Here is a 23,394-nt window from a genome sequence, read left to right on the forward strand (position 1 = left end):
TACTTAATCATACTACATTAGTCACAAAATCATCTATGAAATAAACCGGCCAACTCTAAATAACAAGATTGGCGGTATGCTTCAGCCATTTTCATACATACATCTTTCCTCATAATCTGTTTACAGAAACAAAAACTTTGCTTGCATCCAGTTCTTTCTTTCATCCAAATGATGCATTTTTCTTGAGGAGAGTCCACTGTAATCTCATCTATCAATTTCCATTCTATCATTTTCCTATAATTCACATACTCTCCCATAGATATAAGAGGCTCCATTACTGATAGTGGAAGAGTGGAATGAAGCAAATTAATCATCAATTCATCAACACCTAATGCCAATTTCACTTCCGGCAATCCGAACTTCATCCGTTCACTCCCAACGGAATAAACATAATCTGCACAGCACAACAACAAGAAACCTGCTCCAATAGCATGACCTTGCAAAGCAATGGATACAGGAATTTTCATAGCATATAATTGCAACAGAAGACAATCCAGTTGTTCAAAAGTCTTTACCACTTCAGAAGAGTCAACCTTAACTCCCGTGCAAAATGCATGATCACTTCCTTCAATAAGAAGCGCTTCCACATTCAGTGGCAACTCTGACAATATTTTGTTAAATGATTGCAGATCATTCAATGTCAGCATATTTCCATTCGGACTATCAAATGTCACCACTCCAATGCCATCATCTATTTTCCAGTGAATCATATACTAAAAGAGCCTCCGTTAATATGAATAGTCTGACCATTGATATAAGACGCCTTTTCTGATATCAAAAATTCTACCAGATTCGCCACATCTTCCACCTTACCAAATTTGTGGGACGGTATATTTTCCAATATCTTAAATCTGTATTTTTCTGGTATACGCATCAGCATATCCGTTTCAATAGCCCCAGGTGCTACCGCATTCACACAAATCCCTTTAGCAGCAAACTCCAAAGAAAGAGATTTTGTAAATCCTACTATACCGGCTTTTGATGCAGCATAATTGGACTTGCCAAAAGCCCCTGTATAACCGGCAATACTTGTAAAATTTACAATTCTCCCCCAACCTCTTTGTATCATGGAAGGAATAAAGGCATGGGAAAAAAAATAAATTGAACCGAGATTTATATTCAAAACCTGATTCCATTGATAAGGTTCCATTTTTAGGAAAGTGGCATCATTCTCAACACCCGCATTATTTATTAGCACATCAACCCCTCCAAAGACTTGTAACACCTGATGAGCGACAGTCTCTATTGAACTATAATCCTCCAAGTCGCATTGATAGTAACTAACATTGGGATATAAGTCTGCCAATTCTTTTGCACCAGCTTCGTTGCGATTGTAAGTGATGATTACATTTTTGTAAATAGCCGCCAAACATGCTGCTATACCTTTTCCGATGCCTTTATCTCCTCCTGTTATAAAAACGGTTTTCTCTGTCATCATCCCCATTTTATTATCGAAGCTCCATAAGTCCACCCGCTACCTACTGCTGCAAACAAGACATTGTCACCTTTATGAATGCGACCAGTCCTATTCACCTCATCAAGAAGAATCGGGATAGTACCACTTGATGTATTGGCATACTTATCCATATTTGTCATGACTTTCTCAAAAGGAAGTCCTATTATCTCAGATGTTTTTCTAAGAATTTTTATACTGGGTTGGTGAGGTATCATCAAGTCTATATCACTAATGGAAAGTCCGGTATCTTCAAGCACCTGATAAATGGCACGGGGCAGAGCTTGTGTAGCTGAATTAAAGACAGCCTTACCATCCATTTGAAAATATTGAAGTCCCTTCTCCAATATTTCCGGAGTGATGGGCATTTCTGAGCCACCAGCCGGAACTGTAAATCCCAAATGCTCATGGCTGCTATCCGTATAGAGGCGATATGCCAGAAAACCTTCAACCACATTGGCTGAGGTTAAAACAGCCGCACCAGATCCGTCTCCAAAAAATACGGCATCACGTCTTGTCCAATCAACAATTCTACTAAAGGTATCCGCCCCTATCACAAGGACATTATTATATACACCACTGGCAATATACTGAGTTCCAATAGACATAGCGAACAGGAAACCACTGCACACTGCCGCTATATCAAAAGCAGCCGCATTAAACGCTTTCATCTTGTATTGGACAATAGCTGCCGTAGAAGGCGCCTTTCGGTCAGGAGTCGCCGTAGCCACTATAATCAGGTCAATGTCACCAACGTTTAAACCGGCATTACTAATCGCATTAAGACCTGCTTGAGCCGCCAAATCGCTCGTCGTCTCATTATCTGCCGCAATGTGCCGTTCCTTTATTCCTAAATTAGCCTGAATCCATTCATCGTTTGTCGGCACGATTGTCTCCAAATATTTATTTGTATATACTTTAGGAGGAACATATGAACCCGTCCCAAGAATTTTCACATTGCGTATTACTTGTCTCATAATAGAATTATAACTGGTTAATAATAGAAAAGTCGAAAGATGTAGGGTCTATGCCCAAATACTGAAGGATATTCAACACGACCTCTTTGGTACAGCGATTATCCGGATTAATGCCGGGATGAAACAATAAATCTATTTTCCCATCACCCTCATCAGACTCACCAAGAATTTGCCACCCAACTTTCTGATTGATATGACAAATTGCCTTATTACATTGTAATTGGGTTCCTGCTATTGGGCCATTCGCTTTTTCTATATAATCATGTACTATTTCTTGTCCATATCCACTGCCCCACTCTTCTCTCTGAATGGCAATTGTCGGTGTACAGAAACCGTCTCTAATGCGAAGCAATAGAAAAGCTACAAATTTGCCGGGCTTGGCATAAGGCTCATAAAGATAGGCGTGGACATGATTTGAATTTTCATGCCACCAAGATTGTTGTGCTTCATAAGTTCTATGAGGCAAAGGGTGTGTACTAAGCATCTCAAGATTCTCATTATATATACACCGCATCAGCTCCACTTGCCATGCCTCTCGAACAGGAATACAGTTCAATTTATTCATTTTTATATTCTATAAATTCATCATAATCTCTTATATAATCACTCTCATCATACCCATGTGAAGCCAATACCAAACACACAGCCCCCGAAGAAAAATCATCCAACGTTCTCCAAATGCCGGGCACTACGTAAAGACCCTGATAGGGGCGGTTCAGCAGAAAAGTACGCTTCACGTTGCCATCGTCAAGCGTGACCGTGAAACTGCCACTGGCTGCGACAATCAGTTGGCTTAATTCTTTGTGCGCATGTCCGCCACGACTTTCACCACCGGGAACGTCATACAGATAATAAGTACGTTTTACATCAAATGGAACTGTATCTGCATTCTCAACGACTGAAATATTTCCTTTCCGCTCGCTATGGTGCTTGTCGAGCTCAATCATTGTACAATCATAAACTTTACTTCCTTTCATTGCTTATGACTTTTAAATAGTTCGTAATTATAAATATAGTCGGCTTCATTGTATGAGGTAGAAGCCAACACCAATGCTAATGAATTGGTAGAAAAATTTATCATTTCCCGCCATATTCCTTTGGGAACGTAGAGACCATAGTAAGAACGGTTCAAAGTAAATGTTTTCTTTTCTTTACCATCGTCCAGTACTACGTCAAAACTTCCGGAAAGAGCGATGATAAACTCTTGGTTTTCCTTATAAGCATGACCACCACGGGGTTCACCACCCGGTACATCATAAATCCAATAACTTCTTGCTATCTTAAAAGGTATCTGCTTGAATTCTTCAGCAAAAGACAGATTGCCACGCTTGTCTAAGAATTTAGGCAAGTCAATTACTTCTACATTTGTTAAGTTCATTGTAAAAGAAAGAATAAAGTGAGAGTTTATTTGCGTCCAAAAATGACATACTACTTAGGGAAAGCCGCCTAAAGGCAGTTTTCCTATCAATCAAGTCAAAAGTTGAACTGATTTTTAGTATTTATAGAAAGAATGGTTAGTTCTGTTTCATCATAGTGACATGAATTGCTACGATATAAGGCGTTTTTCAACTTTCTCTTTTACGAACGGTTGTTGGCGCCCCCAAGTCTTCCCTTTCAACCACCGCTAACCATCCGTTTTGTTCCAGTTCAAACAGGGCAGGATACACACGCAACTTATCTGCCCCGGAATGTAGGATAATGCTTTCTACAGAAACGGCTTCCGGAAAAGAAGAAATGTAATCCATGATACGCTGAGTATCAATCATTTTATAATTTATATCCATATCTTATGTAAAAATCTACTCTATCAAGTCCAACATATCCCGTGTGATGTTCACTTTTGCACAACCCAAGATATCAATCATTATCACCAAATTGATGCTTCCATCTGAACATTGCAGAATATGCCCTTCCAGCCCCATCAACTTTCCACCGTTGACGCGGACTCTTTTGCCCAGATGCAAAGGACGTGAATCAAACACGACCGGGTTTTCGGCATCATTAACCATCCGTTTTAATTGAATCATTTGACGCTCCGGGATAACGGCAACGGGACGATGTCCATTCTGCTGCGCCCCTGCGATGTTTACCATGAAGCGTTTTATGTAAGGAAGATAGGCAATCTCCTTTCTTCTCACCAAATCGGTGCAATAGATAAAAATAAGAGCCGGGAAAATGATGCGTTCCACTTGCTTGCGTTTGCCGTTGCACAAAACCCGCATCTCCTTTTGGACAGCAACATAAACCTCATAGTCTTTTTCGTCTTCTTTCTGGTTCTTGATACGCTTGACCAGTTCATCGGCTATCAACTTTTCTGAATGATTGTTTACAATAGCAACATACCAATGTTTAGGTTGGCGGCCACTTTTGTGTATGCCTACGGCGTCGTCGGTCTTTTGAACCGTCTTAGCCATATCCAACCTTGTAGCATTTTTCTGCATATTATCATTCATTCTTTTGGTGCAAAATTTTACCCCAAAATCAGACGCACTCTTATATAGAGTACGTCTGATTTATAGAATAGCTGACTTTCAACTAATTAAATATAGCCTGAATGATTTTTGTAAAACATTGATTATTAAATGCAGAAATTAATCACAGTCATTTCCTGCTTTTTCAACAATTAAGTTGTTGTATTTCAAAATAAGTCCCTATATTTGCAGCGATAGACGTACTCTATATAAGAGTATCTCCAATTTACCAAACATTTTTTTATTCTTCAGACATTACAAACCTTTTAAAATATTACGGTTTGCATCATCTATCCGGTTCGTTTGTATAGACGCGAGGTAAATCTGTGTGGTAGTTTCCGAATCATGTCCCATTGCTTCACTGATAATGCCAATGGATATATTCTTAGCCTTAGCGATGCTTGCCCACGAATGGCGTGCCACATACAGTGTGAGCGGTGTCTGTAGTTTAGCCCTGACCGCCACTTTTTTCAGTTTCCGGTTCAGCAGAAGCATCTTGTTTTTATATTGTCTGTTCTCCGTGCCATCCTCCCTCTGAATGATGGGCAACAGATATTGCGTGCCTGTTTCCCCATATTTATCTACAATATTCTGCATCTGCTTCTCCCAGCACACCACAAGCTGCTGTCCGGTTTTCTTCCTGTTGTAAACAACGTAACCATTGCACAAGTCTTTCTTACGAAGATAGGCGATATCGATAAAGGACATTCCACGCATATAGAAAGAAAACAAGAAAATGTCACGGGCAAAATCCAGGGTGGGGGCATCAGACAAATCCAGTCCTTTGATACGTTTGATGTCAGAAAGCGTGATGGCACGCTTGGAGGTTCTGTCGATGCCTGTATATACATTTTTGAAAGGATTGGATTCCGGAACGAGCCTGGCCGTCACCGCCTTGTTAAAAACACTGTGCAGAATACGCATGTTGAAAGAACTGGTATTGCGGCTCAAAGGCTTGGCTTTCATCCATCCTTCATATTGCTCTATCATATCCGCATCCAATGTCTCAAAATAAAGGTCGACACCTCCTCTGAATTTCATCAGGTTATTCAATGCCACCTGGTAGTTTTCGCCGGTTCGGACTTTGCCCAACCTTTTAAGACGCTCTATCTGGCTCCGCATAAATTCGAAGACGGATGTTTTGGCAAGAGAGTTTTCTTTGTAACGTTTGATTACGTCTTCTACCTGATAGGAGGCCCCGCTGTTTTCATATTCATGAATGACACTTTCCAGACAGTGCATTTCCCACTGTATCTTATCCCGGATAATTTTCAGTTCCACAGTGCGCTTATCAGAAACGGGGGATCTTTTGACTATGTCGCCTGTTCTTTCTCTCCATTCGTTTGTATAAATTTTATATTCTGTCTTAATTTGCTTCACAACCCTCTTGTGGATAATCTGAAAATACAAAGTACCCATTCTTCCCGGAACAGAAGACACTCTAAATTTCATTTTCATTGATGCCATCTTTTATTAAATACTATTTCTATTGGTTCAATATAATGACGGAATCTTACAGGCTTTTGTTTTATATCATTTTTGCATACAATGCCAGCCTTGCTTTTTTATACAAGAAGAACTTCCCTTGAAATAATAAAAAACTCCGCCAATGCCTAAGCAATGACGGAGTTTTGTTAGTATACAGTGTTCTTTTTTCGATAGATAATGAGAAGAGGGCAGCAGAATTAAGCGGTTAAAACAATGACGGAGTTTCTTTATAGTGCCAGACGGTATATCTCCTTACTGTCTTTCTTTGTCAGCTTCATATAATTGCCCACAAATTCTCCCTTATTGCGATGCAGACTATCTGTCAAGCGGTCTATATCGGGATTTACAATACCCAGTTCCTTGAAGTTTACCGGAAGTCCCATATAACGGAAGAAGTGCTTCAAGCGGGAAACACCGGCCAAAGCCGTTTCTTCCAAATCCTCCGATTGGGGCACATTAAAGACTCGGATGGCAAACTGGGCTATCTTCTTGGGATGATGTTCAGCCATAAAAGTCATCCAAGCAGGAACAATCACTGCCAATCCTGCACCATGCGTCACATTGTAGAGGGCACTTACCTCATGTTCAAGAAAGTGCGAAGCCCAATCTTCCTCACAACCAACTCCGCAAGTTCCATTGTGGGCGATAGTACCACACCACATGATATTAGCGCGCGCATCGTAGTCATCCGGGTTCTGCTTGACGCGGTATGCCTCCTTGATAACAGCCATCAATGTAGCTTCGCAAAGGCGGTCGCTTATTTCCACCTGCTGCGTATTGGTGAAATAGCGTTCCATGATATGTACCATCATGTCGGCAATGCCGCAAGCCGTCTGAAAAGGCGGCAGTGTATAGGTCAGTTCCGGATTCATGATAGAGAAAACCGGACGCAGCAATTCAGGCACACGGAGACTCAATTTCTGGAGAGTGTCCACTTTAGTAATCACGGAGTTGCCCGAACCTTCACTGCCCGCAGCGGGAATTGTAAGTATCACTGCCACATTCAAAGCTTTCTTTACCTTGGCCTTGCCGACATAGAAATCCCAGAAGTCACCCTCATAAGGTACACCGGCGGCAATGGCCTTTGCCGTATCAATGACAGAACCGCCGCCTATGGCAAGCATCAGGTCTGCCTGCTCGCGACGGCAAAATTCGATACCTTCATAAACCTTCGTGTCTATGGGATTAGGCTGCACGCCTCCCATTTCGCAATACAGAACACCGGCTTCCTGCAAGGAGGTCTTCACCCGCTGCAACAGACCGCTACGGACAACGGAACCACCGCCATATACTATCATCACCTTGCGGGCATCCTGCTTGCGCGCCAATGCGCCCACCTGCATTTCTGTATCCCTTCCGAAGACAAACTCCGTAGGGCTATAAAAGACGAAATTGTTCATATTCGTATTTATTTTACTATCGAATCAAATATCATTCAATGTATTCACCATATCTTCCAAAGAAACGTTTAAACGCTCCCCATTTCATCAACCCTTTTTCAAAGACCAGAATTCCCAACAGGGCACACGAAACGCCCAACAGCACATCTATCAGGTAGTGATGTCCCGAATAAACGGCTGTCCACCAGATACCGACCATTATAACAGCAAAAAGAGCTACCAACCATTTCCTGCAATATCCCATGACGGCATAGGCCAAAGCCACTACCATGTAGGCAGCATGGAGTGAAGGCACTGCCGCAAAAACATTGGCATTGCGCCCATAGATAGAATTAAAGACAGAACAGCCCAGCAATTCATCAAAACGTCCCAAACCTGCCACATTGCCCGGAGTATCGAGTATAGGCTCGAAACCATAATTCATGGCATACCAAGGTGGGGCGGCAGGATGAATGTAATACCCGGCAAAACCTATAAGATTGACCAGCAAAAATACCATTGCAAAACGCAGGTAAATCTTGCGGTCGCCCTTCAAATAGAGCCATAGTCCGAATATAATGGGAACCGGAACCCAACAAAGATAGAATATCCCGGCAAAGAAATCTGCCAACGAACAATGATATAGTGCAAAATATTCGCAAGGAATAAGAGTAGTACCATTGACAGATAAGCCAAAAAGAGATTTTTCAGCCTCATACAGCCCCTTTATGTCGATAGGATTTACTTGATAATTGGGATACACGCGCATCCAGTCATACGAAATGCCGAATACGAAAAAAGGCAATAATGCCAGAGCCAACTTACGGGTTGTCTTTCCCGCAAAGAACAATACCAAAAATATCCCTGCCATCAAGATATGTTCCGGACGGAGTCCGATGCAGACCGTTGTCAGAATCAAAAAAAGCGCCGTAATGATAATAACCCAGACCGCCTCTTTCACAGAGGGAAACAAATAATTTCTCATCACTTATTTTTCAGAAGTTTATAGCAATGCGACAAACGGGCGAACGCTGTCAAATTTGCCAGAACGGCAATAAGCGCCAAAGGCACAATCAATATCAGCATCGGATCGAATGCCGTACAGTCACTAAAAACTCCACAAAAAATAGCACCGATAGCAGTCAACACAACACGCTCGGGACGTTGCATAAAACCAACTTTGCATTCCAGTCCCAATCCTTCGGCACGGGCACGCACGTAACTCACCATCAGTGAACCTATTAAAGCAATGAACGTAATCATGGAGCCCCACAGATATCCTTGCAACATCAAATAATAAAATATACCGAACAACGTCACGAGTTCACTATAACGGTCGAGCACCGAATCAAACAAAGCACCAAACGTTGAACTCATATTGCCTACACGTGCCACACGCCCGTCCATCATGTCAAACAGTCCGGCAAAAAGCACTATACCGCCTCCCCAGCCCACATAAGTCAGTTCCCCACTCTTATACATGCCTGCATAAACAAACAAAGCAGCAGCCATGATATTCAGCACCAATCCGGTGGTAGTAATGAAATTAGGTGTAATACCAATCTTAATCATGCCACGCACCACAGGATTGATAATTCTGTAAATCACCTGTTGTAAATAATCTCTATAATTCATACTCGTCTTTTTTATTCTCCAAATCGTGTTTCAGAAACCTCCTGAAGTTATAATTCCGGTAAACAAAAACCCGCTGCAGATGATAGTTCCAGAAGAAAGCAACCAATACTGCAACTATTATCTTTGACAGGATAAACACATTATCAACATAATAGCCCAACAATCCGTTTACCCATATCATGCCGGTGAGCCATTCTGTCAAGGCAAATGTTCCCCAAGTATTGAGCACAATACTGGCTCCCCAAACAAAAAGGTATTTCACGGCAACATGTGTTTTCTTCACATTTGCAGCATGAAAAACCCATCTGTAATTAATGGCACAATTCACTATGCCTCCCACCACAGAACCCGTAAACGTAGCATAAAGATAAAAAATACCGAAAGCTTTTACCAAAAGGATGGTTATCAGGAAATCAACAAAACTCGCAAATTGCGCAGACAGTTGGGCCTTTAGAAAGACCCATACAGAATGACGGCATTTGGTTTCTCTGTTTTTTTCTTTCATCCTATTATCCATCTTGCCGCAATCAAAACAATAAAGCCATAAACACCGGATAAGATATCATCCATCATTACCCCTACTCCACCAGGCAGGTTTTCCATCTTGCGAATGCCCAACGGTTTAAAAATATCGAACAATCGGAATAGAGCAAACGCCCCCGATGCATACCATATATGTCCGGCAGGCACTGCAAGCAAAACAATCCAGACTCCGACCATTTCATCAACAACCACACGAGAAGGGTCTTCACCCCAAAATGCCTCCAGACAATCGGACGCCCATATACCTGCAACCGTGAAAGCCAAAATCATTGCCACCGTCAGCCACAACAAAATGACACTCGAAACAAGACAAGACAAACCAAGCCAAACAAGCGTAGCCAATAAAGCTCCCGCCGTGCCCGGAGCAAAAGGAGAAAAGCCTGAGCCAAAGCCCGTGCCGATAATAACGGATAGAAGGGAAGGTTTCTTCATACAATCCGGGAGAAAAATAGGTAAGATAAACAAAAACAACAAGATGGCAGAATGGTAAGACAGTCTTTACTGCCTTATCATCTTACCATCCTATCATATTAATCATTAATTATCAATCCAAATAACTCGGTGCAGTTTCACCCACCATATTACGGATAGTTTGCTTCACCATACGCCATTGCTGGAACAAGTCGTGTACCGGCTGATGTTCAAAATCATGCATCGGACTCTTACAGAAGAATGACAGCCATGTCTGAATGCCACACATACCCGCACGCATTGCCAAATCACTGAAAATAACCAAGTCAAGTGCAATAGGGGCGGCAAGAATAGAATCGCGACATAAGAAATTAACCTTGATTTCCATCGGATAGCCCATCCAACCAAAGATGTCGATGTTATCCCATGCTTCCTTATTGTCCTTACGAGGAGGATAATAGTTGATACGCACTTTGTGATAAACATCACCATACAGATCAGGGAATTTTTCAGGTTCGAAGATATTGTCGATAACAGATAACTTGCTTACTTCTTTCGTCTTAAAGTTTTCCGGTTGATCGAGCACTTCTCCGTCGCGGTTACCCAGAATATTGGTAGAGAACCAACCGCTTACACCCAGCATACGAGTTTTGAACATGGGAGCAAGAACGGTCTTCATCAAAGTCTGGCCACTCTTAAAGTCCTTACCGGAAATGGGTACATTCATTTTCTTGGAGAATTCCCACATAGCCGGGGTATCTACACACAAATTAGGAGCCCCCATAATGAACGGAGCACCTTCTGCAATGGCAGCGTAAGCATAACACATACTCGGAGAAATAACTTCGGTATTGTTTTCTTTCATAGCTTTTTCCAAAGCAGCAAGAGACTCATGTTCTTTTGACAGAGGAACGTAAATTTCCGTACTTGCAGCCCACAATACAACGATACGCTCGCAGTTGTTGGCAACCTTAAAATTACGAATATCTTCACGCAACTGTTCCACCATGTCCCAACGGGTAGCGGCATTCTTGATATGCGTACCATTCAGGCGTTTTGCAAAGTTGTGATCGAAAGCGGCAGGCATAGGCTTGATGGTTTGCAACTCGTCTTTTACAAGATTCAAGTCTTTTTCTTTCAAGACCTCGGCATACATAGCCGCTTCATATGCATTGTCCGGAAAAATATCCCAGCCACCGAAAACGATATCATTTAAATCTACCAAAGGCACTACATCCTTGATGAGCTTCTCCTTACCATCCTGCATCCGCATGGTAGCCATTTGTGTGATTGAGCCTATAGCTTTTGCCAACCCTTTGCGGGCAGCCAGTGTGCCGGTAATCATAGTGGTTGCAACCGCACCACCTACTCCAACTACCAACACGCCAAGACGTCCGGTTGCCGGTTTAATGTTTTCTTTCATTGCCATTGTAATATTTAGAGTTTAAAAAATTGCTCAAATTTAGAGTATTTTACTCAATTGGAATTAGTCTTTTTATCAGATTTAATGTCCTATTAGTCAGAATTAGGTTAAAAAGTCATGTGCAAGCTTATCCTTAATCCGGATTTATCAATATCCGGCAAATCACGATAAGTCAAACGCCACACATAATCAACACGTAATATCTTAAAAATGTTTTCGATTCCTACACCCGCCTCCACGTATGGCATATGCCTCATTACGGTGCTTGAAAGCGGGAAACGGAACAGTCCGTCACTCAAATCGGGATTATTCTTATCACTCAGATTACCATACAGACCGCGGCAGGAAAGCACTTCACGCCATTTCAACTTTTTAAATAATGGAATCCTGTTGAATATAAAACCATTCAAATAATAAGTCACATCCCAAGAAGCATATTCATCATTCATAAACTCCATTGCATTCATTAATGAATACGATTCCGGCTGAATGGTGTAAGACAAGTTTGCATTCGGAATAATCAATAACGGAAAAGGAACTTTGTTCCAAACCTTTCCGGCTTTCAGGATAATATCAGTATAACCGAAGGCCGAAAACCAAAAGCGTTTCTGAAATCCGACTTCCGTATAATGATAGGTATAATCACTTCCTAAAACGCCCTTTGCAGCCATTATATGTGAAAGTGAAAAAACAGGAGCGTCCAATGAAACCGGAAAGCGATTCCATTGAGTCTGGAAAAATTTTTCATTCGGAGCATAACGTAATTTTAACTCCAACTCATTGGTATGAATACTCCCGATATGATTGTCCATAGTAGCAAGGCCAGGATCAACTGTGACTTCCTGTTTAATAAAAGGAATAAGAGGAGAAGACTCGTCACGTCTCGAACGGGTAACCAACTGATAGGAGAAGCCGGAATGAAACTCACTGGTATAAGTCAACTCTATCTTTTGCTGATAGCCGATACGATCATCTTTCTGACGCTTCAAGGCAAGAAAAACATTATCCTGACTGGTATATAAATAGTGTTGTCCATACTGGTTCACATCTGACAAGTAACCAACTTTCAACGAATGAATGGGGAACTCATTGGCATACTCCTTTTTCTTATTGAAAGAGTATTCCAGTTCTGCAAGCCCTTTCACCCGTTGGTCGCGAAAACCATATGCAATGTACCCTTTACCAAACAAATGCGGATTAAGCCAGGCTGTAGTCATGCCACCCGCCCTCAGCCGTACACCTTCCAGCGTATTCCCACTGATAGTAGTATTCATCATGCCAATGTATAATAGAGGTGCTTTCTCTTGGGGGACAGGAATATATCCCGTAAACAGCACTTTTAGCACTCTCTCTGTCCAATAATATACAGGATAAGCCCGTAACTGCACCATCATCTTATCCACAGAAGTTTCCTTCTTGCTGACTTTCACATGACGATTTGCATCCCAATACGCTTCCGGTCGCATAGAAGCTTCCAGAGCTTCAATGACTCTTTCCGGTTTACGGAATGCTTGCAGAGCTTTATCATCAGCTTCGTATTTATAATTTCGGTAATACACATCTCTTTTAGCATAAATACCATCACTGCTATCCACCAACTTGAATTCAGTAGTTATGCTCTCATCGGTTAGTTGCCTTGTTCCATCCTTTGCACGGTCAAAGTTTTGTTCTATCTTCATATAATCTACAAAATTCAGATTTATTTTCTGAGGAAAGTTCAAGACTGCACGACAAACGAAATATGTACTGTCAAGCACGACATATAAATGCCCCGTAAAACCAAATGACTCAGAATTAAACGGTACAAACGTCAAATCCACGCAAGGCTTCCCGGCAACGGAAAGGGTATCCATTAAATAATATTTGTAGAAAGAAGGTCCCAGAGAAGAAAGCGGACTGACAAACTTATTCGTAAATAAAGAAATGTTGTTCTCATAAATATTCACATCAGTCATCGTGACACTGATAGCTTGCTCCATGCCCTGCTGAGACAGAATCTCATCTACTCCTGCCCGCCTGCGAGCCTGTACCCACTGTTTCTCACTATATGGTGACTTACGATAATAGTCCGTTGCGAGCAACTCACGATTAGAAATAGCCAGTACCGGCCTACCTGTCACAGCCGACGTATCTACATAATCTATCAAAAATTTGAATTTACGATATATCCACTTCTGCTGTTTTATGCTATCAAAGTTATTGATGGCAAATGTCATCTTCTCATAGCGGTCACGCTGCCAGAAATCATGCTCATCCGGTGAATAATCATCCCGATGCTCTATCATATTCCGCACAAACTCTACTGCCGGATTATTTTTTTTTCTGTAACGTTCATGTTTGGGGGTTACCACAATTTCAGCCAACGCATACGTGGCCGATGAAAGCGCTATATGCAGACGTACGCTTTGGGCGGGATGCACCAACTGAATATATTCATTATACCCCACAGTTGAGATAACCAGTGTAGCTTCCAGTCTGTAGGTCTTGAAGGAAAAACAACCATTATCATCAGTCATTCCTCCTTCCGTAGTCCCTTTCAAATAAACAGATGTATAAGGCAACGGTTCTTTCGTCAACGAGTCAGTAACAACGCCTTGCACCATATATTGTGCCTTCAACGGCAGGGCAACCAATTGTATGAACAAAGCTACCCCAAAAAACAATCTCATACCTATTTTTCTCCTAAATTCAGGATGCAAAGGTACGGAAGAAAACTTTTTCAGAAAGATCGGTTTTGCAGAATAAATGTCCTAAAGTGCTTAAACATCCGGCAAAAAACTCTGCAAAGCATAAAACTAAGCATTAAACATGATGCGGAAACGGGTCAGGCCATCATTATAGGTACGAAGAGAAAATGTACAGTTATGGCGAATCAAGACTTCTCGGATAAACACCAGACCAATACCCTGCCCATTCGGTTTAGTAGAAAAAAAAGGACTGAAAAGCTTAGCCTCTACCTCCTTGCTGATTCCGGAACCATTATCAATCACTTCTATATAAGCGGGAGCTACTGTTCTGATTATAATCTCCCCCCGTCTGCCCGATTCTCCGACAAAAGAGTCTATACTCTCGGCAGCATTTTTAATGATATTCACCAATACCTGTTCAAAAAGGGAAGCATCCAAACGAACTGAACCAATTTCCGGATCACATTCAAGCCTCAAACTAATTTTGCGGTCATTACACATGCCTTCCATAAAGCGTTTGCACATAGCTACCAAATCATTCAACCGCACAGATGCCAATGTCGGTTCAGGAATCTTCACCACATCAGCAAAACGGGTAATAAAACGGCTCATGGAAAAACAACGTTCCGTGCAAACACGCATTACGTCACAAATATCATCCATACCTTCTTCGGCGGAAAGAGCTTGCTCCACAGTATCTAATGTAGAAGTGATACCCGCAGTAGTATTGTTTACTTCATGGGCAATCATACGGATTACCTTCTCATACGCACGCTTTTCTGCACGCATCACTTCCTCGGTCATACGTTCTATCAGAAAGAAAGGATGTTTAAATCCACGATCAATGAAAGTCGAATGAGTGCACTTATAGATATTTGCATCATTCAGGCGGACCACAGCCGTCTCGTCTTTTGGAATTACGGCCAATTCAGTTGCCAGCGGAGAATCCACCTGATCCAAAGGCTTGTCTATCACTTCTTCCAAACGGACACCCAACATCTTTACAGCCATCGGATTCACCTGAGATACCTCGCCGTCTAAAGTCGTAATGACAACTCCCATCGGAGATGCCTGAATCAGCAGATCCAGAAAGTGATTTTGCTCACGCAACCTCAATCGTTCATTCTTGAGTTGCTCCATCATACGGTTGAATATATTCACAATACGATCTGCCTCATATTGCCCCACTTGGCTCAGGCGACTGCTGAAATCCTGCTCACGCAACAACTCCATACCGCAACCAATCGTATTCATCGGTTTTACGATCTTACGGTAGAATACTATCAAATAAAGCAGAATAAATGCAATAAGCCCCTCGATAATATACAAATGCATGAAATGTATTTTATCGACAAAATGAAACAGCAATCCGCCCAAACCAAGCAGAAAGAGGACAAGTATGAAAAAGAAGAATTTAATGCGCACAGAAGTTATTCATAATTAATGTTGTATTTTTCCAAACGGCGATAAAGTGCCGCACGACTTATGCCCAATGTCACAGCTACCTGACTAAGATTTCCCTTATGCTGCTCCAAAGCTTGCAAAATAGTCTGCCGTTCTATTTCATCTAACGTCATACCAGAGAAAGAACTACCATCGGCAACCTTGGACGATTCGTCGTGACGTAAATACTGGACATCAAAATCAACAGCATCCAACACCGTCTTTCCACTGACCAAAATAGTACGTTCCACCAGATTCTTCAATTCACGGATATTGCCCGGATAAGGCAGGCGTGAAAGGAAGTTCAGAGCATCCGCCGAAAAATCCGTATGTGGCAAACCATTCACTTCGGCTTGGCAGTCGGCAAAATGACGAACCAGCAAAGGAATATCTTCACGACGTTCGCGCAAAGCAGGAAGTTTGACGGTTATCAGGTTGATCCGGTAGAAAAGATCCTCACGGAAGGTATGTTCAGAAACCATTTTGCGCAAATCAGCGTTGGTAGCAGATACCACCCGTACATCTACTTTACGGGGGCGACTATCGCCTAACACTTCAAATGTCTGATCCTGCAATACCCGCAACAGCTTCACTTGACAAGATGGATCAAGATCACCGATTTCATCTAAAAAAATAGTTCCCTTATCAGCCATTTCAAAACGCCCTGTACGATCGGCAATCGCATCTGTAAACGCTCCTTTCTTATGACCGAACATTTCACTCTCAAACAGACTCTGCGAGATACCTCCGAGATTAACTTTTACAAAAGGTTGTTTCAAACGCTGACTATTGTCATGAATAGCTTCGGCAATCAGTTCCTTACCTGTTCCACTCTCACCCGTAATAAGTACAGAAGCATTAGTACGGGCAATACGGGCAACCGTATTTAATACATCCATCAAACCTTTTGACTTACCGATAATATGACCGCGGTTCAAGTTGTTGCTTTCTTTTCCTTCAACCTTCTCCGGAGCAGTAGTCAGTTCTAAAGCCGTCTCTATGCGCTGTAACAAAGCGGCATTATTCCACGGCTTGGTAATAAAGTCGAAAGCTCCCGTCTGCATACCTTGCACAGCAAGCTGAATACTTCCCCATGCTGTCATCAAAATGACAGGTACATCAGGACGGAAAATTTTGACTTGCTTTAGTAAAGTAAGACCTTCCTCACCGGTCGTTGAAAGGGTGAAGTTCATGTCCATCAATATCAAAGAGGGTATCTCAGCACGAACAATATCTATGGCCTCACGTGGTCCCGGAGCAGTTTTTACTTCATAACCGGCACGTTTCAACATAAAACTAAGTGAAGAGCGTACAGCACTATCATCGTCTATTATCAATATCATAATTAGTTTTACCGTTTGTTTCCTGCAAAAATAAAGAAAAATAAATTCATCCTCTTATGATATCATCAAAATCCGCTTCCAATTCCGTATTATGTTGAAAGTCCCAAAGAGTGAGACTGCGAAGCTGGTAAAAATAATACCAAAAATAATAGAGTTCAGAAATATGTTTCTGACGCGCTTTATCCTTAGAATTCTGTGCATCATTCAGATCCAATGTGCTTATCTTACCGATCATAAACGTTTCGACACTGGTCTGATAACGTTTTTCAGCAATAATATCCGCTTCTTCAGCAATACCCAACTGTTGTGCCTGATTATTGAAATTCGCCACTAACAAAAATATATCCTGATTAAAATTCATCTGCTCTTGACGAAGTTTTGACAAGACCACTTCACGATTGCTCCTTGCAACCCGTACCTTTCCACGCCTTTTACCCCAATCGAGGATAGGTATCTTAACTCCCACCTTTACAATTTGGTTATCAAGCAAATCCTGATAAGCAGAGGAAAATTCGCGATTTTGTCCAGTATAACCCACACTGGCAAAAAGATCAATGCTTCTTAAGTTCCCTCGTGCCGTAGCTACTTCATAATCCGCTTCCAATTGACGCCGCCGAATATTTTGTGCAAAAGAGTTACGTTCCAGCGCCTTATTTAAGACATAGTCATACTCCATTTTGATATTAGGAACAGAAGCAGGCAATACCGGATTCAGGCTTTCTTGTTCGGATACACTCAAAAAAGAACGAAGCTGAAACATCTTAGCATTCAAATTACTTTCCGCTTCCGTAACGTCAGCCTTACCTTGCAGGGAATTCAGTTTAAGTTGCAATAAATCATTCTCCGAAATTTGTCCCATTTTGCGTTTTGCGATGGCCACCTCATAAAGCCGATCAGCATTCTTTTTATTCTGCTGTGCCGTAGCAAGTGCTTCTTTAGCCAACAATAACTGAAAAAAGTATGTGATAGTTTTCATAGTTACTTCTTCCGTAGCCGAAATAAAAGCTGCTTTTACCTCGGCATAACGTACAGGTTCGATACGACGATTCCACCTTAAACTATTCACACCGAAAATGGGCTGTGTCAATTCGAGACTTATAGGAACAGACATAAACTGCCTGTCTCCTCCCGTCCCCAACTGTTTGAGATAATTCAGAGAAGAAGCCAAAGATAACTTACCACCTGTAAACCAAATATTCTGATCAATAGAAAGCTGACCAGACAAGCCTAATGTATTATTACGGACGAAGCTATAAGAACCATCTGAATTTTGATAAGTGCTGTACGACTTATTATAATTTGGCAATGTTCCGGTAAAATTCACTTCCGGTAACAAATCTGCACGAAAAGTACGATATTCCCAATAAACGGTTCTCAACTCATTCAAAGCAACGGCTGCATCCACGGACTGACTACGTGCCAGAGCGATGGCCTCTGACAAGGTGATACTGCGTTCACGTTCCGCCGTGTCGTTTTTTGCCGAAACAGCCAAGGACAGTAAAAAACAAGCTGTGAGTAAAAAAAAATTTTTCATGTTCAGTCTTTAAAATTATCACCAACAGAAAGACAAAGACCGTGCCAAGTGGCAAGAAAGAGTTCAAAGGGGAGTTGTGTTCATTTTCGGACAGTGAGAATGTTCGATTGCGAACGATAGGGAGTGCTTTACAGCACTCCCTTCGAACTTGGCAGCCCAAAGTGATAAATATCCCGTTTTACTGCCATTTTCAATGCACGTGCCAGTGCCTTGAAGATACCTTCTATCTTATGATGTTCATTCTGGCCTTCCGCCTTGACATTAAGATTCATTTTAGCTGCATCACTCAATGATTTGAAAAAATGCAGAAACATTTCAGTAGGCATTTCCCCAATCTTCTCACGTTTGAACTCAGCATCCCATACAAGCCAGGGACGGCCACCGAAATCAAGGCATACTTGGCACAAGCAATCATCCATAGGCAAAGCATAGCCATATCGTTCAATCCCACGCTTGCTACCTAATGCCTGATAGAGACATTCACCCAAGGTAAGTGCAACATCTTCTATCGTATGGTGTTCATCCACTTCCAAATCACCTTTAACATAAACGATCAGATCCATACTTCCATGTTTTCCTATCTGCTCCAGCATGTGGTCAAAAAAGCCGATTCCAGAATGAATGTCACAATTTCCATCACCATCCAAGTTCAAGGATACATAAATATCCGTTTCTTTCGTTATACGATGTATTTCCGCCTTCCGTTCACCTGCAAAAAGGAATTCAGCAACTTTATCCCAATCCTTCGTAACAAGTGCACATGGAAGATCCGTATCGTCTTGCAGCAATATAGCACGACATCCTAAGTTTAATGCCAGTTCCACATCCGTAGGACGGTCACCTATCACATAACTGTTCTCCAGATCATACTCTGGATTATTCAGATATTTTGTAAGCATACCCGTACGGGGTTTCCGAGTTGGAGCAAACTCTTCAGGCATACTTCGGTCAATACAAATGTCATCAAATATAACGCCCTCACCCTCCAGCGTCTTCAGCATGAGATTATGTGCCGGCCAAAATGTTTCTTCCGGAAATGAAGCAGTGCCCAGTCCATCTTGGTTTGTCACCATCACAAATTCAAAATCCAATCTGCTACGGATAAAACCAAGATTACGCATTACTTTCGGATAAAACTCCAACTTCTCCAATGAGTCCAATTGATAGCTTATGGGCGGCTCAATAACCAAAGTACCGTCACGATCTATAAATAATACTTTTTTCTTCATCGGTATTTCTTTAATGCTTCTATCAGTATTTCATTTTCCATCCTTGTCCCCACCGTCACACGCAAGCAGTTTCCGCAAAGTGAAACAGAATTGCGGTTACGAACAATAATACCCTCTCCTACCAAATAATTATAGATGTTCACGGCATCTGTCACACGCACCAAGAAGAAGTTTGCATCCGAAGGGAATAATTTTACGGTACAGGGCAAGGCTGCAAATTCTGTTTCCAAATCCTCACGTGCTTCCTTCAAGGTCTTTACCCAGCGTTCTATTTCATAATAGCGGTGAAGCATCTCCATTGCTTGTTTCTGTGTCAGTTCGTTCACGTTATAAGGATACTTTATCTTGCTGAGAATACCGATGACTTGTGGCGAAGCAAAAGCCATACCCAAACGAATAGCGGCACATCCCCACGCTTTGGAAAAGGTTTGAAGAAGGATGAGGTTAGGATACTTTCCCAAATTCTCCAAAAATGAAGGAGCTTCTGAAAAGTCGTTATAAGCCTCGTCTAACACAACCAGACCATTGAAACCGCAAATCAGCTTCTCTATTTCACTGCGGAGGAGATCATTTCCCGTTGGATTATTCGGAGAGCAAAGGAAGATAAGCTTTGTATGCTCATCTGCCGTTTCAAGCAATTTATCTGCCGAAAAACAAAAATTCTCATCAAGTAGTACCTTACGGTATTCCACATCATTCACTTCTGCACAAATCTGGTACATACCATAGGTAGGATCGATGGCCACCACATTATCTATCTGCGGCTCACAAAAGGCACGATATACCAAGTCGATGGCCTCATCGCTGCCATTTCCCAAAAAGATATGTTCGGGACTGATTTTCTTTATCTTGGACAATTCCTTTTTCAGTTCCCTCTGCATGGGATCCGGATATCGGTTATGGGGCATGTTATACGGATTCTCATTAGCATCGAGAAACACAGATGCAGCCACACCATTATACTCGTCGCGTGCCGAAGAATAAGGCTTCAAACGCCATATATTCGGCCGGGTCAATTCTTGCAATGTTTTCATACTCAATATTCAAGATTATATTTTATAATGATTTCAACCGAACGGTAACGGCATTTTTATGCGCATCCAGATGCTCGCTGGCAGCCATCACCTCAATGGAAGGTCCGATATTCCGCATTCCTTCCGGACAGATTTCCTGAAAGGTAATCTTGCGGACGAAACTATCCAGACTAACACCGCTATATGCTTTGGCATAACCATTTGTCGGCAAGGTATGATTAGTCCCCGAAGCATAATCACCGGCACTTTCTGGTGACAGGGAGCCTAAAAAGACAGAACCAGCATTCACTATTTTCTCTGCAACAGACATATAATCCGCAGCTTCGATGATAAGATGTTCGGGGGCATAGGTATTTGTCAGTTCAATGGCTTCAGCCATATCCCGCACTACAATCAACTTGCTTCCTGCCAATGATTTTTCAGCGATTTCCTTACGCGGCAACACGGCTAACTGACGCTCCACTTCTTCTTTTACCATCTGCCGCAAGCGGGCCGAGGTAGTGATCAACAAGGCCTGGCTATCCACTCCGTGTTCGGCCTGACTTAGCAAATCGGCTGCAACAAATACAGGATTGGCTGTTTCATCCGCCAGAACTTCAACTTCGGAAGGTCCTGCAGGCATGTCGATAGCAACATCGCGCAGGCTTACCAATTGTTTGGCCGCCATAACATACTGGTTGCCAGGACCGAATATTTTATATACTTTGGGCACACTTTCAGTACCGTAAGCCATAGCAGCAATGGCCTGCACACCACCTGCCTTGACAATATGGTTTATACCAGCAACCTTAGCTGCAAACAGTATGGCAGGATGCACTTTCCCATCTTTACCCGGAGGCGTGCAAAGCACTATTTCCCGGCATCCCGCAATTCCGGCAGGAACGGCAAGCATCAATACGGTGGAGAACAGAGGGGCTGTCCCTCCCGGAATGTATAGCCCCACTTTCTCTATGGCAACAGCTTTCTGCCAACAGAAAATACCCGATTGTGTTTCTACCTTTTTACCTTCAAAACGTTGTGAAACATGAAAGGCTTCAATATTCCGTTTTGCCAAACGAATGGCAGCTTTCAAGTCTTCGCTCACCAAAATTTCCGCTTCTGCCAATTCTTCATCCGATACGGCAAGTGAAGCAAGAGTCACCCTATCAAACTTTTCTTCATATTCCAAAATGGCATGGTCACCTTCGGCTTGCACATGTTCAATAATGCTCCGTACTGTATCGAACAAATTTTCTGTATTCATTACCGGGCGTTTCAGTATTTCCTCCCATTGTGATCTGTCAGGATTGGTTATCTGTATCATAATTAGACTTTTTTTAAATTATCATTTTCTCAATCGGAAGCACCAATATTCCTTCTGCTCCCAATACTTTCAGCTTACCGATAATCTCCCAAAAGCACTTTTCGTCCAATACCGTATGTACTGAACACCAATCTTCCTGCGCCAATGGCATCACCGTCGGACTTTTCATTCCCGGAAGTACAGCTACAATCTCATCCAGCTTATCCTTCGGGGCATTCATCAGTACATATTTCTTATCCTCCGCTGTTTTCACAGCATCCATGCGAAACAGAAGCTCTCGCAATATTTCCTGTTTTTCTTCTCCCAGATTCTTATTTCCGATCAGCAAGGCTTCCGATTTCATTACCACTTCCACTTCTTTCAGACGATTGCTCACCAAAGTAGAACCTGAACTGACGATATCAAAAATAGCATCTGCCAATCCTATGCCTGGCGCCACTTCTACTGAGCCCGTAATGACGTGTATCTCGGCATTAACCTCGTTTTCTTTTAAGAATCGAGAAAGAATACCCGGATAGGATGTCGCAATTTTCTTTCCGTGAAACCACTGTACTCCCGGATAATCAATATCCTTTGGCATGGCTAATGACAAACGACATTTACTAAATCCCAATCGTTTAACTATTTCCGCATCCTCTTTTTTCTCAATGAACTCATTCTCACCTACGATACCAATATCTGCAACCCCGGTAGCCACAGATTGTGGAATATCATCGTCTCTCAAAAATAACACTTCCAAAGGAAAGTTCGAGGATTGCACCAGCAACGAACGTTTCATGGCGCTCAATTTAATATCTGATTCTCCCAAAAATGCCATTGTCTCATCATATAGACGACCTTTGGCTTGCACTGCAATTCTTAGCAACATAAGATTCTCAATTTATGATTTATTCTTTATATCTCCAAATTTCCAGAAAACAAAAACGAGGCTTACCAATATCGGCAAGCCTCGTTATTCTATGTTCTACATCCACATATACACTCATACGCCCACCGGATTATTCGTCAGGATAATGATGGTGATGATGTGCTACGATATTC

23 protein-coding genes are annotated in these 23,394 nt (G+C 42.1%); all 23 read right to left on the bottom strand.

All coding sequences use genetic code 11. The features are described 5' to 3' along the window. Positions 1-29: 29 nt before the first annotated feature. Positions 30-710: an enoyl-CoA hydratase/isomerase family protein gene (locus BACHE_RS14615; RefSeq protein WP_013548487.1), complete on the bottom strand. Its 681-nt coding sequence runs from the start codon at positions 708-710 to the stop codon at positions 30-32. Then, entirely contained in the window at positions 707-1,438 is a 732-nt protein-coding gene (gene fabG, locus BACHE_RS14620; RefSeq protein WP_013548488.1) for a 3-oxoacyl-ACP reductase FabG, read from the bottom strand. The genes BACHE_RS14615 and fabG overlap by 4 nt, the downstream gene beginning before the upstream one ends. Continuing rightward, a complete protein-coding gene (locus BACHE_RS14625; RefSeq protein ID WP_013548489.1) occupies positions 1,435-2,430 on the bottom strand; it encodes a 3-oxoacyl-ACP synthase III family protein in 996 nt (331 codons plus the stop codon). The genes fabG and BACHE_RS14625 overlap by 4 nt, the downstream gene beginning before the upstream one ends. Positions 2,431-2,437: 7 nt before the next feature. Beyond that, positions 2,438-2,995: a GNAT family N-acetyltransferase gene (locus BACHE_RS14630; protein WP_041579465.1), complete on the bottom strand. Its 558-nt coding sequence runs from the start codon at positions 2,993-2,995 to the stop codon at positions 2,438-2,440. Further along, positions 2,988-3,407 carry a sugar 3,4-ketoisomerase gene (locus tag BACHE_RS14635; RefSeq protein ID WP_013548491.1) on the bottom strand — a complete coding sequence of 140 codons (420 nt, stop codon included), beginning with the start codon at positions 3,405-3,407 and terminating at the stop codon, positions 2,988-2,990. The genes BACHE_RS14630 and BACHE_RS14635 overlap by 8 nt, the downstream gene beginning before the upstream one ends. Next, positions 3,404-3,808, bottom strand: coding sequence for a sugar 3,4-ketoisomerase (locus BACHE_RS14640; RefSeq protein ID WP_013548492.1), 405 nt, complete (start codon positions 3,806-3,808; stop codon positions 3,404-3,406). Before BACHE_RS14640 ends, BACHE_RS14635 begins: the two co-directional genes overlap by 4 nt. A 187-nt stretch (positions 3,809-3,995) precedes the next feature. Next, a complete protein-coding gene (locus BACHE_RS14645) occupies positions 3,996-4,214 on the bottom strand; it encodes a hypothetical protein (protein ID WP_013548493.1) in 219 nt (72 codons plus the stop codon). Positions 4,215-4,229: 15 nt separating this feature from the next. Next, a complete protein-coding gene (locus BACHE_RS14650) occupies positions 4,230-4,883 on the bottom strand; it encodes a transcription termination/antitermination NusG family protein (protein WP_013548494.1) in 654 nt (217 codons plus the stop codon). A gap of 273 nt (positions 4,884-5,156) precedes the next feature. Then, positions 5,157-6,359, bottom strand: a complete 1,203-nt coding sequence (locus BACHE_RS14655) for a tyrosine-type recombinase/integrase (protein WP_013548495.1) — start codon at positions 6,357-6,359, stop codon at positions 5,157-5,159. A 257-nt stretch (positions 6,360-6,616) separates the two neighbouring features. Continuing rightward, positions 6,617-7,789: an iron-containing alcohol dehydrogenase gene (locus BACHE_RS14660; RefSeq protein ID WP_013548496.1), complete on the bottom strand. Its 1,173-nt coding sequence runs from the start codon at positions 7,787-7,789 to the stop codon at positions 6,617-6,619. A 31-nt stretch (positions 7,790-7,820) separates the two neighbouring features. Beyond that, entirely contained in the window at positions 7,821-8,753 is a 933-nt protein-coding gene (locus tag BACHE_RS14665; protein WP_013548497.1) for a phosphoinositol dihydroceramide synthase, read from the bottom strand. After that, positions 8,753-9,403, bottom strand: coding sequence for a CDP-alcohol phosphatidyltransferase family protein (locus BACHE_RS14670; RefSeq protein WP_013548498.1), 651 nt, complete (start codon positions 9,401-9,403; stop codon positions 8,753-8,755). The genes BACHE_RS14665 and BACHE_RS14670 overlap by 1 nt, the downstream gene beginning before the upstream one ends. Further along, entirely contained in the window at positions 9,393-9,920 is a 528-nt protein-coding gene (locus BACHE_RS14675; protein WP_041579469.1) for a GtrA family protein, read from the bottom strand. Before BACHE_RS14675 ends, BACHE_RS14670 begins: the two co-directional genes overlap by 11 nt. Further along, positions 9,905-10,378, bottom strand: coding sequence for a phosphatidylglycerophosphatase A family protein (locus BACHE_RS14680; protein WP_013548500.1), 474 nt, complete (start codon positions 10,376-10,378; stop codon positions 9,905-9,907). Before BACHE_RS14680 ends, BACHE_RS14675 begins: the two co-directional genes overlap by 16 nt. Positions 10,379-10,490: 112 nt before the next feature. After that, complete coding sequence (locus tag BACHE_RS14685) at positions 10,491-11,780, bottom strand: inositol-3-phosphate synthase (protein WP_013548501.1); 1,290 nt, start codon at positions 11,778-11,780, stop codon at positions 10,491-10,493. Positions 11,781-11,887: 107 nt separating this feature from the next. Continuing rightward, positions 11,888-14,449, bottom strand: coding sequence for a DUF5686 and carboxypeptidase-like regulatory domain-containing protein (locus tag BACHE_RS14690; RefSeq protein WP_013548502.1), 2,562 nt, complete (start codon positions 14,447-14,449; stop codon positions 11,888-11,890). A 126-nt stretch (positions 14,450-14,575) separates the two neighbouring features. Beyond that, positions 14,576-15,892, bottom strand: a complete 1,317-nt coding sequence (locus tag BACHE_RS14695; RefSeq protein ID WP_013548503.1) for a sensor histidine kinase — start codon at positions 15,890-15,892, stop codon at positions 14,576-14,578. A 5-nt stretch (positions 15,893-15,897) separates the two neighbouring features. Further along, on the bottom strand, positions 15,898-17,253 hold the full coding sequence (locus BACHE_RS14700) for a sigma-54-dependent transcriptional regulator (RefSeq protein ID WP_013548504.1): 1,356 nt from the start codon (positions 17,251-17,253) through the stop codon (positions 15,898-15,900). 46 nt (positions 17,254-17,299) lie between these two features. Then, positions 17,300-18,787, bottom strand: coding sequence for a TolC family protein (locus BACHE_RS14705; RefSeq protein WP_013548505.1), 1,488 nt, complete (start codon positions 18,785-18,787; stop codon positions 17,300-17,302). A gap of 128 nt (positions 18,788-18,915) precedes the next feature. After that, positions 18,916-20,016, bottom strand: coding sequence for a bifunctional histidinol-phosphatase/imidazoleglycerol-phosphate dehydratase HisB (gene hisB / locus BACHE_RS14710; RefSeq protein WP_013548506.1), 1,101 nt, complete (start codon positions 20,014-20,016; stop codon positions 18,916-18,918). Beyond that, positions 20,013-21,050 carry a histidinol-phosphate transaminase gene (hisC, locus tag BACHE_RS14715; protein WP_013548507.1) on the bottom strand — a complete coding sequence of 346 codons (1,038 nt, stop codon included), beginning with the start codon at positions 21,048-21,050 and terminating at the stop codon, positions 20,013-20,015. Before hisC ends, hisB begins: the two co-directional genes overlap by 4 nt. A gap of 22 nt (positions 21,051-21,072) precedes the next feature. Beyond that, on the bottom strand, positions 21,073-22,353 hold the full coding sequence (gene hisD, locus BACHE_RS14720; protein WP_013548508.1) for a histidinol dehydrogenase: 1,281 nt from the start codon (positions 22,351-22,353) through the stop codon (positions 21,073-21,075). A 13-nt stretch (positions 22,354-22,366) separates the two neighbouring features. Continuing rightward, positions 22,367-23,218 carry an ATP phosphoribosyltransferase gene (gene hisG, locus BACHE_RS14725; protein WP_041579891.1) on the bottom strand — a complete coding sequence of 284 codons (852 nt, stop codon included), beginning with the start codon at positions 23,216-23,218 and terminating at the stop codon, positions 22,367-22,369. Between the last annotated feature and the right edge of the window lie 176 nt (positions 23,219-23,394).

The organism is Bacteroides helcogenes P 36-108 (assembly GCF_000186225.1).
Taxonomy (GTDB): Bacteria; Bacteroidota; Bacteroidia; order Bacteroidales; family Bacteroidaceae; genus Bacteroides; species Bacteroides helcogenes.

What these genes read in the sequence shown, in the direction of transcription:
- BACHE_RS14615 (WP_013548487.1), bottom strand. Translation starts at nt 710, where the DNA reads ATGATTCACTGGAAAATAGATGATGGCATTGGAGTGGTGACATTTGAT.
- fabG (WP_013548488.1), bottom strand. Translation starts at nt 1,438, where the DNA reads ATGATGACAGAGAAAACCGTTTTTATAACAGGAGGAGATAAAGGCATC.
- BACHE_RS14625 (WP_013548489.1), bottom strand. Translation starts at nt 2,430, where the DNA reads ATGAGACAAGTAATACGCAATGTGAAAATTCTTGGGACGGGTTCATAT.
- BACHE_RS14630 (WP_041579465.1), bottom strand. Translation starts at nt 2,995, where the DNA reads ATGAATAAATTGAACTGTATTCCTGTTCGAGAGGCATGGCAAGTGGAG.
- BACHE_RS14635 (WP_013548491.1), bottom strand. Translation starts at nt 3,407, where the DNA reads ATGAAAGGAAGTAAAGTTTATGATTGTACAATGATTGAGCTCGACAAG.
- BACHE_RS14640 (WP_013548492.1), bottom strand. Translation starts at nt 3,808, where the DNA reads ATGAACTTAACAAATGTAGAAGTAATTGACTTGCCTAAATTCTTAGAC.
- BACHE_RS14645 (WP_013548493.1), bottom strand. Translation starts at nt 4,214, where the DNA reads ATGGATATAAATTATAAAATGATTGATACTCAGCGTATCATGGATTAC.
- BACHE_RS14650 (WP_013548494.1), bottom strand. Translation starts at nt 4,883, where the DNA reads ATGAATGATAATATGCAGAAAAATGCTACAAGGTTGGATATGGCTAAG.
- BACHE_RS14655 (WP_013548495.1), bottom strand. Translation starts at nt 6,359, where the DNA reads ATGAAAATGAAATTTAGAGTGTCTTCTGTTCCGGGAAGAATGGGTACT.
- BACHE_RS14660 (WP_013548496.1), bottom strand. Translation starts at nt 7,789, where the DNA reads ATGAACAATTTCGTCTTTTATAGCCCTACGGAGTTTGTCTTCGGAAGG.
- BACHE_RS14665 (WP_013548497.1), bottom strand. Translation starts at nt 8,753, where the DNA reads ATGAGAAATTATTTGTTTCCCTCTGTGAAAGAGGCGGTCTGGGTTATT.
- BACHE_RS14670 (WP_013548498.1), bottom strand. Translation starts at nt 9,403, where the DNA reads ATGAATTATAGAGATTATTTACAACAGGTGATTTACAGAATTATCAAT.
- BACHE_RS14675 (WP_041579469.1), bottom strand. Translation starts at nt 9,920, where the DNA reads ATGGATAATAGGATGAAAGAAAAAAACAGAGAAACCAAATGCCGTCAT.
- BACHE_RS14680 (WP_013548500.1), bottom strand. Translation starts at nt 10,378, where the DNA reads ATGAAGAAACCTTCCCTTCTATCCGTTATTATCGGCACGGGCTTTGGC.
- BACHE_RS14685 (WP_013548501.1), bottom strand. Translation starts at nt 11,780, where the DNA reads ATGAAAGAAAACATTAAACCGGCAACCGGACGTCTTGGCGTGTTGGTA.
- BACHE_RS14690 (WP_013548502.1), bottom strand. Translation starts at nt 14,449, where the DNA reads ATGAGATTGTTTTTTGGGGTAGCTTTGTTCATACAATTGGTTGCCCTG.
- BACHE_RS14700 (WP_013548504.1), bottom strand. Translation starts at nt 17,253, where the DNA reads ATGATATTGATAATAGACGATGATAGTGCTGTACGCTCTTCACTTAGT.
- BACHE_RS14705 (WP_013548505.1), bottom strand. Translation starts at nt 18,787, where the DNA reads ATGAAAAATTTTTTTTTACTCACAGCTTGTTTTTTACTGTCCTTGGCT.
- hisB (WP_013548506.1), bottom strand. Translation starts at nt 20,016, where the DNA reads ATGAAGAAAAAAGTATTATTTATAGATCGTGACGGTACTTTGGTTATT.
- hisC (WP_013548507.1), bottom strand. Translation starts at nt 21,050, where the DNA reads ATGAAAACATTGCAAGAATTGACCCGGCCGAATATATGGCGTTTGAAG.
- hisD (WP_013548508.1), bottom strand. Translation starts at nt 22,353, where the DNA reads ATGATACAGATAACCAATCCTGACAGATCACAATGGGAGGAAATACTG.